We start from the raw sequence: 14174 nt of genomic DNA on the forward strand, positions 1-14174 counted from the left end.
GCCTTTGCATCAGGAAAATGCGTAAAACAGATAGACAGAGCGGTTCCGTTTTAGCTGGAAACACCTGACAGCGATCAGGACCGGCAAGCACCGCAAATTACGCGGTGGGTGGCCCTGTCGCCGAGCTTTATGCCGGTTTGCTTGACCGTGCCGGCCAGAAGTTCCACGACATACGCCGCCGGAACCTCGGATGAAATGATATTTTCGGAGAATGGCACCGCATTTTCGTGAATGGCCGATACGCGTCCCTTGTCATCAAGGAAGACCATATCGAGCGGCGACGGCGTATTCTGCATCCACATCATGACGCGGCGCATCTCGCCAAACACGAAGATCATCGCCCGGTCCCGGGGAAAGTCCGTGCGCCACATCAGGCCGCGAACGCGAGCGTCGTCAGTATCCGCCACTTCAAGCGCAAAATTCACCTTGTTGCCGTTGGCGGTGACGAATGTCAGCGGCTCCTTGTCGACCGGCAGCCTCATCGGTTGTGCTTCATCAGCCTGAGCGGTGAATGCGAGAAAAACAAATGCAAAAGCAAGAAAAATGCGGCCCATGACCTGCCTATTCAAAGAAAGAAACCAGGCCGGAACCTATCAACGGGATGGGATGATCACAAGACCGCGTGAAGAGCCGCGCCGCGCCCTCACCTGCTTGTTACAGCGATCGGGTAAAGCCGGCGCACTTTGAACAGCCGCACTCCAGAAAGCGCTTCGATCTGACGGGATCAGATGGACGCTCTGCCTTCTTCTATATCAAGCATAAACTTGAACGCCTTCGTTTCACTCCGGCCGGATTATGCTCTAATGAGAAACAGGAATTGCCGTTCCGATATCCGGATGGATCTCAGCAGCCATCAGGCCCTTGTCGCCCTCACCGAAGCGGATCAGCACCACCTGACCGGGACGCAGTTCCATCATGCCGAAACGACGCAGCGTTTCCATATGGATGAAAATATCTTCCGTGCCTTCGCCGCGCGTCAGGAAACCGAACCCCTTGGTGCGGTTGAACCACTTCACGATCACGCGCTCAAGTCCGCTCGACGGCGTGACGGTGACATGGGTGCGCTGCGGCGGCATCTGCGCGGGATGAACGGCGGTCGAGGTATCCATCGACAGCACGCGGAAACATTGCAGGCCGCGCTCGCCCTGCCGGACTTCACAAACGATGCGCGCACCCTCCAGAGCGGTCTGGAAGCCATCGCGACGCAGTGAAGTCACATGAAGAAGAATGTCATTAAGGCCCGGCTGGTCCGGAACAATGAAGCCGTAGCCCTTGGCTACGTCGAACCATTTGATATGGCCCGAAATTTCGATGATATCGCCCAGCTCTTCCGAGGCGTGCTGGCTGCGAAACTGGTCATTTGACACAGACTTGTCCGCCATGCGTTCGCCCCTCCTCTGTTCTTCCATTGCGATTCCGACCTGATTCTTGTCTAAAGAATAACACTTCCTTAACCGGAGGCGGCAAGTCCAAACTTGTGTCAGTCCCCATGAAGACCACACACTTCACAACTTCATGGTTACTTTTCCCGCGCGGCAGCCCTCGCAACCGGCCAACCACTTCAAATATGGCCGGTCGCCGATTTGGCAATGAGGGTCCGGGGACATTTCCGGTCACATCTGCGGCTCAAAATTCTTGAACCCTGTTCTGTGGGTGATAGCTTGACGTTCGGTCTCCGACATCGGATTCGATATCCCCGCCGAACCAATCGGCATTCCATGCGTTTTCCGAGCGTCAGCCCATGAATTACAACAGCCGAGGAAAAGACTATGCGCTATCTGCACACGATGGTCCGAATTCGCGACATCGATGAATCTCTCGATTTTTATGTAAAGAAACTCGGCCTTGAAGAAATCCGCCGTACTGAAAATGAGAAGGGCCGCTTCACGCTGATCTTTCTCGCCGCGCCTTCCGATACGGACCGGGCAAAGGCGGAACGCGCGCCGGAACTGGAACTGACCTACAACTGGGACCCGGAAACCTATACGGGCGGCCGCAATTTCGGCCATCTGGCCTATATGGTCGACGACATCTACGCCACCTGCCAGAAGCTGCAGGATGCAGGCGTCACCATCAACCGTCCGCCGCGCGACGGTCATATGGCCTTCATCAAGTCGCCCGACGGCATTTCCATCGAACTGATCCAGAAGGGCGAACGTCTGGCGCCACAGGAGCCTTGGGCTTCCGCCGAAAATATCGGCAGCTGGTAACATAAAACAAAAAGCCCGGTCGCGAGACCGGGCTTTTTTTCGATCCTGAACGGTTATTCCGTTCCCTGAATGGCAGCAAGTTGCCATTCGCCGCTATCCTGGCGGGTGAAGGTCCAAAGTTCGACGCTTTCCACCGGCTCGTTCGGATTGCCTTCGACGACGGTGCCGGTATTGCGATCCAGCATGACGTCGATTGCAGAATAGCGGATCGCAACGGTTGCGTATTCGGCGTTGCCTTCGCGCCAGGCTTCGGAAACATCGCCCTGCAGAAGCTTGACGTCCTTCACTTCGTTGCGCATGCCGCTGGAAGCGATCTCGCCCAGCTCTTCAGCCAGATAGGACATGGCTTCCGGGGTCGTGAGCTTGCGCAGCGCCGCATAGTCCTCACGGCCATAGGCTGTCTGGACTTCAGAAAGCATCTGCTCGAACCGGTCCAGATCTTCCTGACCGACATCCATCGGCTCGTCCTCAACAGCCGGGGCAGCCGGAGCAGCTTCCTGCTTCGTCTCGAAAGGGTTTACCGATGGGGTGCGACCACCAAAACCCGCCAGCGGCCCGGCCTGGGGAGCGGCGGATTTTGGCGCGCCAAAGGGCTGCGCGCCTGCATTACCAGCACCTGCCGCTGCCGGCTGGCGGCGGTTCGCGAACATGCGCATGACAAACATGGCAATGAGCGCGATCACGGCAACCTGCAGGATCAGGCCGAACATGCCGGCAAGACCGCCAAGGCCGTTGCCGAGCAGCATGCCGATAAGGCCGCCGACGAGAAGACCGCCGAGCATGGAACGACCGAAATTGCCGAATATGCCGCCGGAACGCTGCGCCTGAGCAGCATTCTGCGTTGCGCCCGCCGCCGGGCGGCTGGTTTGTGTAGCGCCGGTATTGGGCGTCATGGAACGTTCGATGGGAGCTGCGTTATTAGGCGCGGTGCGGGTTGGCGCGGGTGCCGAATAGGTGCGCGCACCACGGCTGCCGAAACCGCCACCGCCCGCGCGGCGAGCCTCGGCGAAATCGACCGCAGCAAAGGAGGCAATCAACCCCAGCACCATTGCAGCTGTCAGTTTGGTCAGGCGGTTTCCGGAACCCGGCATCGGTTTCTCCCACTTAGAGTCATGTCTGAATGTTTAAGTGCTCATATGGGAATTCGCCCCCGCCCCTCACAAGAGCGTGAAGACAAAAAACTGAAGAATTTCAAATGGCCCGGAAACGCTCTAGATTGGCAAAGCCGCGTCCAGAATCTGGATCTGGGGAGTGACCGAGCCATTCCAATGGTTTAGCGACAGATTGCCTGCGACATGGACACTCTGGCCGATATTGTTGAACAGGAACCGTCCGAGATCGCCTTCCGCCGCCCGGAAGGCTATGGCGTTGACGCGCTTTCCATCCGCGCCGCGCAGTGTAACGCGCACATGATCGCGCCCGACGCCCCGCACATCGGCCAGTATGTGATGCGGCAGCGCCAATATGGGCTGCGGATGCGCCGAACCATAGGGCCCAGCCTTCTGCAAGGCTTCATAAAGCGATACGGTGGCGCCCGATGCGGCCAGCGCGCCATCGATGGAAAGGCTCTGATTTTCCCGCAGGCGCGAGACGATATGCGCCGATTCTTCCTCAAGATAGGCCCGCAACGCGCCAAGATTGCCGCGCTCGATGGTGATACCGGCGGCCATGGCGTGGCCGCCGCCCTTGACGAGCAGCCCACGATCCATCGCCCCGCGAACCAGTTTGCCAAGATCAAGCCCCATGATGGAGCGACCGGAGCCCGACCCAACGCCATTGGCGTTGAAGGCGATGGCAAAGGCCGGCCGCCGCGCCTTTTCCTTCAGCCGCGAGGCGAGCAGCCCCACAATGCCGGGATGCCAGCGGTCGCTTGCCGTCACGATGACCGATGCGCCCGCACCACCGGAGATTTCCAGCGAGGCTTCCGCTTCCGCCTCCATGAGCATTTCCGCTTCCATGGCCTGCCGCTCCTGGTTGAGCCGGTCAAGCTCCACAGCGATGCGATCTGCCGTGGCGGGATCGTCCAATGTCAGTAGTCGCGCGCCAAGTCCGGCGTCGCCGATGCGCCCGCCCGCATTGATGCGCGGCCCGATCAGGTAACCCAGATGGAAGACATTGAGAGGCTCTCCAATGCGCGAGACGCGGGCAAGCGCCGCAAGGCCGACATTGCTCTGTGACCGCGCAACGAGCAGCCCCTTCACGACAAAAGCGCGATTGACGCCAGTCAGCGGCACCACGTCGCAGACCGTGGCGAGCGCCACGAGATCGAGCAGGGAAAGCAGATCCGGGCCCGGCCCCTTGCCGCGCTCCCGCAATATCTTGGTCACCTGCACCAGCGTAAGAAAGACCACGCCTGCAGCGCAGAGATGGCCTTGCAAGGAAATATCGTCTTCTCGGTTCGGGTTGACGATAGCCACCGCATCTTCCGGCAGATCACCACCGACCTGATGGTGATCGAGCACGACGACATCGGCGCCTGCCTGCTTCGCGGCTGTAATGGATGGCGCGCTGTTGGTGCCGCAATCGACTGTGACGATCAGGGTTGCGCCCTTGGCGACCAGATCGCGCATGGCATCGGGATTTGGGCCGTAACCTTCGAAAATCCGGTCGGGAATATAGATGGAATGCTGAATGCCGTAATGTTTGAGAAAACGCGACATCAGGGCGGAGGAACAGGCCCCATCCACATCGTAGTCGCCGAAAATGGCAACGGTCTCGCGGCGCAGAATGGCATCGGCAATGCGCCCTGCCGCATTGTCCATATCGGTGAGCGTCGCCGGATCGGGCATGAGATTGCGCAACGTCGGATCGACAAATTCAGGCGCGCCTTCCACCGACACACCCCGCCCAGCCAGCACGCGCGCGACGAGATCGGTAATGCCGTGATGCTGCGCAATGGCAAGGGCCGTGTTGGCCTCACGCAGGCCAAGCCGGTCCACCCATTTCTGCCCGGTTGCGGATTGTTTTATTCCGAGGAAAAAGCGCTCTGTCGTCATGAGATTCTAAAGACACAAAAGGCGGCAGACGGTCAAGCCGGACGATTTTTATCTCGCCAGTCGGCAGGACTGAGCGACGTCACCCGCCGGAACTCGCGATTGAAGTTCGATTTGGGTCTGAAACCCGGATTCAAACATGACGGTCGTTATCGAAATGTCGTCCTTCTCAAGCCGCCGGCAAGCTTCGGCAATTCGATAATCGTTGATGAAACGGGAAACATTCTGGCCTGTCAGCCGGTTGATGGCGCCCGATATCTGGCGCGCCGGAATGGAGGCCCGTCGAGCCAGCCGCGACAGCGTCAGATTTTCATCGAGAAAGAGCTTTTGCTCAGTCAAAAGCGCTTCGACCTTATCCAGAACATTGCGATCTATTTCGGCATCCGGCGCCGGTGGCGTCGTTTCAAAATCCGGTTCTGGCGCAGCTTTGGCGCGAGCTGCCGTCAGCGCGGTCAAGCCGATAAGGAACAGACCGAGCAGATTGGCATTGCCGATGATCGCAGCTGTGTAATCTCCTTTCCGCCATTCGAAATCCAGCACCACCAACAGATCGAACAAGGCAGAAAAGCACAAGGATGCAGCGGCAATGACAAGCGCCCGATGAGCTGCCACCGCACTATCGAGGCGCGCCGCATCCAGGGCGTCGGGACCGGAGCGCCCTAGCAACAGCAGGGCAAGCGCATAGCCAACGTAAAGCCCAATCAGCGCCGCATCGATCAAACCCGGCGCGAAGTAGACCATTGCGGCAATGACGAATGGCGGCAACGCGTGAAACCAGACCAGAACGGTATCGTCTGCTTTCGCCTGATGGATGAGGCTTCTGAAACTCATCAGCGTCAGTCCCGGCAGGCAACTGGCTACAACAGGCAGAACAAAGCGCAGTTCTGTAATCCCGTAGCCCCAGCGCAAACCGACAATGAGCGACTGCAACGCGCACAATCCCAACACGAGCAGGAAGGGCCGGTTCGCTCCGCGCCAGCCGAACCGATGCAGCAGAACGGCCATCAGCAGAAGCATCAAAAGTGAGGAAACGAAAGGCAAGGGAATGAAAATCATAAAACACACACGAGTGAAACGCAGACAGCCGATCATGGCCCAAATCGTGATCCGAAACGACCTGAATCATGATCAAGGACGCCGTTCGTGTGAAAACAGGTGACGGTCTCCCTGTTCCATCAATCAGCGGAGACCGTCATGTTCCCCTATCATACCGTCATATTCCTTCTTGCCCTTTTCGTCGCCGCCCCCAGTCAGGCTCATGAGGTCGGCCAGCGGGAGATCAACTTCACCAATGCGGAAACAGGCCGCACGCTTAAAGTCGGCATATGGTATCCAGCCGCGGCCGGTGGCAAAGCTACTTTGATCGGCGACAATATTATTTTCAAAGGTGCTCCGGCTGTGATCAATGCCACACCGGAAACAGGCAGCTTTCCGCTGATCCTCATGTCGCACGGTTCGGGCGGTCGCTTCGAGAGCATGACCTGGCTGGCGACAGAGCTGGCCAAGGCCGGATTTGTCGCCGTGGCCCCCAACCACCCCGGTACAACCAGTGGCGATTCCACACCGCAGGACACTCCGAAAATCTGGGAGCGCACGGGAGACCTGTCGGCGGTGATCGATACGATGACAACGGACCCGACGTGGCGCGCAATAATCGACAAGGACAGGATCAGCGTTCTCGGCTTCTCGCTCGGCGGTGCCGCCGCCATGGAAATTGCAGGCGCAAGAGCCAATCTCGAAGCTTATGCCCGCTATTGCGATACTTACAGCAAATGGGATTGCGCATGGTACGCCGGCGGCGTTGGCTATCGAAATGGCGGGCAGATCAAGGTCGACAAGGTTGATTTGCGCTCAATCGACAGGAACCGCTTCGAGCAATCCAATCTCGACCGCCGCATTACATCAGCTGTCATCGTTGATCCTGGTCTTGCGCAAGCCTACGATGAACAGAGCCTTGCATCGATTTCAATTCCCATGACCTTCATCAATCTGGGCGAAACCCAGACCGTTCCTCCGGGAGTGGTGGCCGACAAGCTGGCATCGATCACGCCCAAAGGAACTTATGCGGCTGTCGCTGGCGCCACGCATTTCAGCTTTCTGCCCGAATGCAAGGAAGGCGCCGCAGAACATCTGAAAGCAGCGGGAGAAATAGACCCCATTTGCAGTGATGGTGCCACTCGTCCGCGTGCCGACATTCATGCTGATGTCGCACGACTTGTATTGAAGGCGTTGCAGCCTCAGCCAAAAACCTGAACCGGAACAGACAAAGGCGGCATTCTGCAATGCCGCCTTTGAGAAACTTACGCTGATCCAGCTGAACTAAACGAAGGACCGACAGGTCCTAGAACTTCGACAGATCCTGATGGCGCGCCTTGATCTCACGGACAGTCTGCGACGAAGAACGCATCACGATAGTATGCGTCTGGATATAATCGCGGGCAAACTTGACGCCCGAGAGCATGTTGCCGTCCGTCACGCCGGTCGCGGCGAAGAGCACGTCGCCCTTGGCCATTTCTTCCATCGTATAGACCTTCTTTGGGTCTGCGATGCCCATCTTGGCGGCGCGGGCGATCTTTTCGTCGGTATTGAGCTGGAGACGGCCCTGCATCTGGCCGCCGATGCAGCGCAGGGCTGCCGCTGCCAGAACGCCTTCTGGCGCGCCGCCAATGCCGATATAGATGTCGATGCCCGTCTCGTCGGGATTGGTTGTGTGCATCACACCGGCCACGTCACCGTCGCCGATAAGGCGGATTGCGGCACCCGTCGCGCGCACTTCCTCGATCAGACGCGCATGGCGAGGGCGATCCATGATGCAGGCGGTGATTTCATTCGGCTTCACGCCCTTCGCCTTGGCGACCGACATGATGTTGTCCGTCGGGCTGGCATCGAGATCGACGACGCCCTTCGAGTAACCCGGACCGACGGCGATCTTTTCCATATAGACGTCAGGCGCGTAAAGCAGGTTGCCCTTCTCGGCAATCGCGATCACCGCAAGCGAGTTTGGCAGGTTCTTGGCGCAGATCGTCGTGCCTTCCAGCGGATCGAGCGCGATATCGACGTCCGGCCCCTGTTTGGTACCAACTTCTTCGCCGATGTAGAGCATCGGCGCTTCGTCACGCTCGCCCTCGCCGATAACCACCGTTCCGGCAATCGGAAGGCGGTTCAGTTCCTGGCGCATTGCATCGACGGCCGCCTGATCGGCAGCCATTTCGTCGCCGCGGCCCCGCAGCCTCGCCGCCGCCACTGCTGCACGCTCGGCCACGCGGACCAGTTCGAGTGTGAGAATGCGATCGAGTCCGTGGGGTTGCTGCTCTGCGGTCTTGGCCATTTGAACAAAGTCCTGAATTCGAATTGCGTGGATGGGGCGCATGACGCCCGCGACTGCCGCCTCTTATAGCGACACTGTGCAAACCTTTTGTCAAAGTCCCCCGCCCCCTGCAAGGGCGGGAAAGCCAAAAACATTGTACGCTCAAACTCTTAATCGATTTAAGCAATACACGGTTCGTTTCACCTCCCGGCCGGATGTGAACACTCACACCCGGCCAGAAGTTATTAAACAACCGAAAGATGTTGAACTATTCAGCTTCCGATAGCATCAAAGAAAAACTCCGGACTTTCCACCTCGACCAGCTTTTTTCTTTCGATCATCCAGAACCGGTTGCCGACATTGCGAACAAAACTGCGGTCGTGCGAGACGATAAGGCTTGCAGCCTCATTGCGCAGCAGTTCCACCTCCAGCGCTTCCTGACCTTCGATATCAAGATGGTTCGTCGGTTCATCGAGGATATAGAAGTTTGGATTGGTCAGCCGCAGAACCAGCATGGCCAGCCGTGCCTTCTGCCCGCCGGACAGGCGTTCAAGCGGCTTTGCCTGCATCTCGAGCGTCATGCCCGCACCTGCCAGAAGGGACCGCGTCCGCTGGTCGCCAATGTCGAAACGTTTCGCAATCGTCTCGAATGGAGTCCATTCCGGACGCAGTTCCGACAAGGCCTGATCGCTATATCCGAGCACCAGCGAAGGCGTCGCCTTGATACCGGCCTGTGCGCGGTCCGGCGCAAGGATGGCCTCCCGCACCAGCGTCAGCAAACGGGTCTTGCCCATGCCATTGGCACCCAGCAGGACGATACGGTCGCCCGGATTGATCCAGAGCTGCCCCGTCTTGAAGAGCAGCCTGCCGTCGGGTGTTGTAATTTCGGCCCGATCGAGAACAACCAACGCCTTGGCGTGGCTGCCGAGGCTGTTCAGTATGATCTTGCCGGCAGAGCGTTCCACATGGGCTGCCTTGGCGCTTTCCTCGATCTTGTCGGCGCGTGCTTTCAACTGCTTGGTCTTGATCACGAGCAGATCGCTGCCGGAATTGATGCCGATATTGTTGAGCTTCGCGGCCTGCCTGCGCAGTTGCTGGACTGTCTTCATGTCCTTTTCGAACTGCCGGGCATCCGCCGCGTCGATTTCATCAAGAGCAACTCGCGCCTGACTGTATGGCAAGGCGAAAATCGGTGATTTTTCCGCCCGCAGGAACAGCGTCCGCTTCGTCACCCCATCCAGAAAGGCGCGGTCGTGACTGCTGACCACGACCGCGACCGAACGCGGCAGCGCATTCAGCCAGTCTTCCAGCAGCCGCACTTTTTCGAGATCCAGATGGTTGGTCGGCTCGTCGAGCAGGAGAACGTCGGGCTCCGACACCCATGCGCGGGCGAGAAGCGCGAGCCGCTGCCAGCCCCCGCTGAGTTGGCGCACCGGGAGCTGTCGCAATTCCTCGGCAACACGCATGTCGTCCAGAACGATGTCGGCGCGCCAGCTTTCATAATCGCGGGCCTCTTCGTCGAGACCATCCAGCACGAGATCATAGAATGTCCGGTCAAACAGTTGTTCCGGCACATACTGGCTGACATAGCCGATCTTCAATCCACGCGACCGCGTGATCGTGCCGAGCGTCGGCTCGCCCTCCCCGACAAGGAGACGCAGGAGACTGGTCTTGCCGCGCCCGTTGGCAGCAACGAGACCAAGGCGCTCGCCCTCGCCTATGACGAGATCGAGATTGGCAAAAAGTGGCTCATGAAGGGTAAGCGAAAGATTCTGGATAGAAACAAGAGACATGGCAATCTGCTCAATTCTGCCACGCACCAATGCCCGGTTTCCAAACCGCGATATGCATCAATGTGCTGGCGAATGTCCGGCAGCGATCGATGACCGCGCCTTCAGGAAAAGGCAGAATAAGACAGTGTGCTCGTCTTTTTCCGCCCTGCACAAGTTACTTATGCAGGGCAAAACCGGGGCCGTGCTGACGGTGATGATCATGACGCGTCACATACATCATACAGCCCTCCTTTTCCTGTTCATGTCTCTTCAAATGAATCAAAGCCGGATCGATTCCGACCCGGCTTTCATAACAAAGGTGAATTGAACCTGCAAGAGTGGCAGGCCTTCCAGAAAACGCGCTAAAAGTGCAGCGCGTTCTGGTTTTTGTCTAACGCATGTCTTTGTTCCCAAACCGGTATCCGCTTTGGGAAGGCATGCTTTATCCGGCGCGTTCGATGCGGATCATCTGTGGTGTGTCGACCAGATGATCGTCCTTGAGGATCGCTTCCAGCGCTTTTTTGACAGCAGATTCGGTCGTCTCATGCGTGACGAGAATGACCGTCTTGACGCCTTCCCTTGCTGCATCATCCATCGGCGGGCGCTGCACGATCGATTCCAGCGAGATGTCGTTTTCAGCCATGCGCTTGGCGATGGCCGCGAAAGCGCCGATACGGTCAAGCACGGTCAGGCGGATGAAGTAGCCGCCCGCATGTTTGCGCATCTTGGCGCGCTTGTAAGGCTGCAACGCCTTGGCAGGCGTGCCGAACACCGGCCCATGCTGGAAACCCGGACGGCTTTTGGCAATATCGGCAACGTCACCAATGACGGCGGATGCTGTCGCGTTACCGCCCGCACCGGGGCCGGAAAGCAGAAGCTCGCCCAGAAGATCGGTTTCGATTGCCACGGCGTTGGTCACGCCATGCACCTGCGCGATGACCGACGAGGTCGGCACCATGGTAGGATGCACGCGCTGTTCAATGCCTGTATCGGTCTTCTGCGCGACCCCCAGAAGCTTGATGCGATAGCCGAGTTCATCGGCGGCGCGAATATCGGCCAGCGAAATATTGCTGATGCCTTCAAGATAAATGTCATCCGCAGCGATCTGCGTGCCGAAGGCAAGACTGGTCAGCAGCGCCAGCTTGTGCGCCGTGTCATTGCCTTCAATGTCGAAAGTCGGATCGGCCTCTGCATAACCGAGGCGCTGGGCATCCTTGAGACAGGCTTCGAACGAAATGCCCTCTTCCCACATCCGGGTCAGGATGTAGTTGCAGGTGCCGTTCATGATGCCATAGACGCGGGAAACCGTATTGCCGGTCAGCGATTCACGCATTGCCTTGATGACCGGAATACCCCCGGCCACCGCCGCTTCGAAATTGAGAAGGACGCCTTTATCCTCGGCGATCTTGGCAAGCGCAACGCCGTGCCGCGCCAGCAGCGCCTTGTTGGCCGTGACCACATGGCGACCGGCGCGCAAAGCCGCTTCGACAGAAGCCCGGGCCGGTCCATCCTCGCCGCCGATGAGTTCCACGAAAACATCGATATCGGCAGATTTGGCCAGCTCGACCGGATCGTCGAACCAATTGATACCAGAAAGATCAATGCCGCGATCCCGGTTGCGGTCGCGAGCGCTGACCGCCGTGACCGTAACAGGCTTGCCGCACTGGCGCGTGAGCATTTCGGACTTGTCACGCAGGATACGCAACACCGAAGCACCAACGGTGCCGAGGCCGGCAACGCCGATCCGTAATGCATCACTCATTATTTCGACCTTCTGTATGGAGTGGCTATCAGGTGGGATGTCACGGGCGGCGAGGTGCCGTCCGTGACGATTTCTAAAGACTATCCGCGACGACCGTCGAGCGGAATTACATTTTGCAGGTTCTCATGCTTTGCAGAGAGAAAACGCTTGATGTTACGCGCCGCCTGACGGATGCGGTGCTCGTTCTCGACCAGCGCAATCCGCACGTAATCGTCGCCGTGCTCGCCAAAGCCGATACCGGGCGCAACGGCCACATCGGCCTGTTCGACCAGAAGCTTGGAGAATTCGAGCGAACCCAGCGAACGGAAGCGTTCCGGAATCGGAACCCAGGCGAACATGGTCGCAGCAGGCGGCGGAACATCCCAGCCCGCACGGCCAAAGCTTTCGACCAGCACATCCCGGCGCTGCTTGTAGACATTGCGCACATAGGCGATGTCCGATCCCTCTCCATTCAGCGCCGTGGTCGCCGCAACCTGAATAGGCGTGAAAGCACCATAATCGAGATAGGACTTCACGCGGGTGAGCGCTGCGATCAGGCGTTCATTACCGACCGCAAAGCCCATGCGCCAGCCTGGCATGGAGAATGTCTTCGACATGGAGGTGAACTCTACGGTCACATCCATGGCGCCCGGCACTTCCAGCACCGATGGCGGCGGATTGTCGTCGAAATAGATTTCCGAATAGGCAAGATCCGACAGGATGACGATGTCATGCTTGCGGGCGAACGCGACGACGTCCTTGTAGAAATCGAGCGTCGCCACATACGCCGTCGGATTGGACGGGAAATTCAGGATCAGCGCGATCGGCTTCGGGATCGAGTGCTTCACGCCGCGCTCCAGCGTCGGGATGAAGTTCTCGTCCGGCTTTGCCTGGACCGAGCGGATCACGCCGCCGGACATGATGAAGCCGAAGGAGTGGATCGGATAGGTCGGGTCCGGGCACAGAACCACATCGCCCGGCGCGGTGATGGCCTGAGCCATATTGGCGAAGCCTTCCTTGGAGCCGAGCGTGGCCACGACCTGCGTATCGGGATTGAGCTTCACCCCAAAGCGCCGCGCATAATATTGCGCCTGCGCACGACGCAGGCCGGGAATGCCCTTGGAAGCCGAATAACGATGTGCGCGCGGGTCCTGCACGGCCTCGCACAGCTTGTCGACGATGTTCTGCGGGGTCGGAAGATCGGGGTTGCCCATGCCAAGATCAATAATGTCGGCGCCCGCCGCTCGCGCCGATGCCTTCAGACGATTGACCTGTTCAAAGACATAAGGGGGCAGACGACGGACTTTATGGAATTCTTCCGACATGATCCTGTTCCAGTGGAGGGTTGAACGTAATGGCGCGCATGCGCCGCAAAGGAGCTATACACCTGTTCTCGAATCGGGTCGAGACGTGTTGCCGCGTCAAAGGATGCGGATTTCGTCTCTAGAGCACACCCCGAAAAGTTTAACGGTTTCGGATAAGATGCGCGTCATAAACCAAGGAAGAAGTTACTCTTCCCCGCTTTCGATCTGTTTCAGGGTAGCGTCCGTATCCTGCTGCGCCTGCTTGCGCAGGGCAGCAGCCTCGGCGGGCGTGAACCCCGCACCGCCGGTTCTGGATGCCGCCAGACGCGTGCGGTCGGCATCAAGCTTGGTGGTAAGCTGCTGCTTTTCTTCTGCGGTGATCTGCGTGGTCGCAGCCTTCGGCATATGGCCGAATGTCGGGAAAACACCGGTGCGCGAAGCGCCTTCCTGCGGCGTACCTTGAAACTCTTTTCCGCCCGCGCATGCCGTGAGCATCGCCGCCGCTGTTGCTGCCAGCAATAGGTTGGCGATCTGCCGCGTGCGCTTGGTCATGTTTCTGATCCCGGTTGATGCCGCATAAGGCGCCGTTGGTCACAGCGCCACACAAAGATAAAGCAATTGGCAAGGGATAGCACCAAGTCGAGGCATCCTGTCAACAAGTGAGTGATGCAAATCAGAAATTCGCCTTGGGTTGAAGGCCGAAGCGCTGCTTCGAACCATCCGAAATCCCAGCAGGAAAGGAAAATGTAACCAAAGATTACACAAAGTAATATTTCGTTATAAACGAATATTCCGCCTTGGACGCGAAGTCATTTAACGCCAGATGCGCATCAATAGTTGCACTCGG

Annotated in this window: 13 protein-coding genes; 3 read left to right on the forward strand and 10 right to left on the reverse strand. The window is 58.4% G+C overall.

Going from position 1 to position 14174, the window contains the following annotated elements; genetic code table 11:
• Positions 1-74 precede the first annotated feature (74 nt).
• Together OINT_RS06905 and OINT_RS06910 are read right to left on the reverse strand one after the other, a co-directional pair.
• Positions 75-554: a DUF192 domain-containing protein gene (locus OINT_RS06905; RefSeq protein ID WP_006470304.1), complete on the reverse strand. Its 480-nt coding sequence runs from the start codon at positions 552-554 to the stop codon at positions 75-77.
• A 246-nt stretch (positions 555-800) separates the two neighbouring features.
• Positions 801-1382, reverse strand: a complete 582-nt coding sequence (locus OINT_RS06910) for a cold-shock protein (protein ID WP_006470303.1) — start codon at positions 1380-1382, stop codon at positions 801-803.
• A gap of 387 nt (positions 1383-1769) precedes the next feature.
• Between OINT_RS06910 and gloA the strand changes: the two genes are divergently transcribed.
• Positions 1770-2210, forward strand: a complete 441-nt coding sequence (gene gloA, locus OINT_RS06915; protein ID WP_006467060.1) for a lactoylglutathione lyase — start codon at positions 1770-1772, stop codon at positions 2208-2210.
• Positions 2211-2263: 53 nt separating this feature from the next.
• Here gloA and OINT_RS06920 read toward each other — a convergent pair whose 3' ends face one another.
• From OINT_RS06920 to OINT_RS06930, 3 genes are all read right to left on the reverse strand, one after another.
• Entirely contained in the window at positions 2264-3301 is a 1038-nt protein-coding gene (locus OINT_RS06920; protein WP_006467061.1) for a Tim44 domain-containing protein, read from the reverse strand.
• Positions 3302-3421: 120 nt separating this feature from the next.
• Positions 3422-5206 (reverse strand): single-stranded-DNA-specific exonuclease RecJ, encoded by a 1785-nt coding sequence (gene recJ, locus OINT_RS06925; RefSeq protein ID WP_006467062.1) that lies wholly within the window; start codon positions 5204-5206, stop codon positions 3422-3424.
• 48 nt (positions 5207-5254) lie between these two features.
• Positions 5255-6259: a helix-turn-helix domain-containing protein gene (locus OINT_RS06930; protein ID WP_328284837.1), complete on the reverse strand. Its 1005-nt coding sequence runs from the start codon at positions 6257-6259 to the stop codon at positions 5255-5257.
• Between the two features lie 138 nt (positions 6260-6397).
• On the opposite strand from OINT_RS06930, the gene OINT_RS06935 reads away from it, so the two are divergent.
• On the forward strand, positions 6398-7456 hold the full coding sequence (locus tag OINT_RS06935; protein ID WP_006470300.1) for an alpha/beta hydrolase family protein: 1059 nt from the start codon (positions 6398-6400) through the stop codon (positions 7454-7456).
• Positions 7457-7544: 88 nt separating this feature from the next.
• Here OINT_RS06935 and glpX read toward each other — a convergent pair whose 3' ends face one another.
• Both glpX and OINT_RS06945 read right to left on the reverse strand, forming a co-directional pair.
• Positions 7545-8531 carry a class II fructose-bisphosphatase gene (gene glpX / locus OINT_RS06940; RefSeq protein ID WP_006470299.1) on the reverse strand — a complete coding sequence of 329 codons (987 nt, stop codon included), beginning with the start codon at positions 8529-8531 and terminating at the stop codon, positions 7545-7547.
• Between the two features lie 251 nt (positions 8532-8782).
• A complete protein-coding gene (locus tag OINT_RS06945) occupies positions 8783-10303 on the reverse strand; it encodes an ABC-F family ATP-binding cassette domain-containing protein (RefSeq protein WP_039852645.1) in 1521 nt (506 codons plus the stop codon).
• Here OINT_RS06945 and OINT_RS06950 point away from each other — a divergent pair.
• The gene (locus OINT_RS06950) at positions 10302-10610 is read left to right on the forward strand and encodes a hypothetical protein (RefSeq protein ID WP_006470297.1); all 309 of its coding nucleotides are present in this window, start codon (positions 10302-10304) and stop codon (positions 10608-10610) included. The genes OINT_RS06945 and OINT_RS06950 overlap by 2 nt on opposite strands.
• A gap of 114 nt (positions 10611-10724) precedes the next feature.
• Here OINT_RS06950 and OINT_RS06955 read toward each other — a convergent pair whose 3' ends face one another.
• The 3 genes from OINT_RS06955 to OINT_RS06965 all read right to left on the reverse strand — a co-directional run bounded on the left by OINT_RS06955 (position 10725) and on the right by OINT_RS06965 (position 13879).
• The gene (locus OINT_RS06955) at positions 10725-12044 is read right to left on the reverse strand and encodes a homoserine dehydrogenase (RefSeq protein ID WP_006467067.1); all 1320 of its coding nucleotides are present in this window, start codon (positions 12042-12044) and stop codon (positions 10725-10727) included.
• Between the two features lie 80 nt (positions 12045-12124).
• Complete coding sequence (locus OINT_RS06960; RefSeq protein WP_006467068.1) at positions 12125-13348, reverse strand: LL-diaminopimelate aminotransferase; 1224 nt, start codon at positions 13346-13348, stop codon at positions 12125-12127.
• 183 nt (positions 13349-13531) lie between these two features.
• Positions 13532-13879: a hypothetical protein gene (locus OINT_RS06965; protein WP_006467069.1), complete on the reverse strand. Its 348-nt coding sequence runs from the start codon at positions 13877-13879 to the stop codon at positions 13532-13534.
• Positions 13880-14174 lie beyond the last annotated feature (295 nt).

The sequence above is a fragment of the Brucella intermedia LMG 3301 genome, assembly GCF_000182645.1.
GTDB lineage: Bacteria > Pseudomonadota > Alphaproteobacteria > Rhizobiales > Rhizobiaceae > Brucella > Brucella intermedia.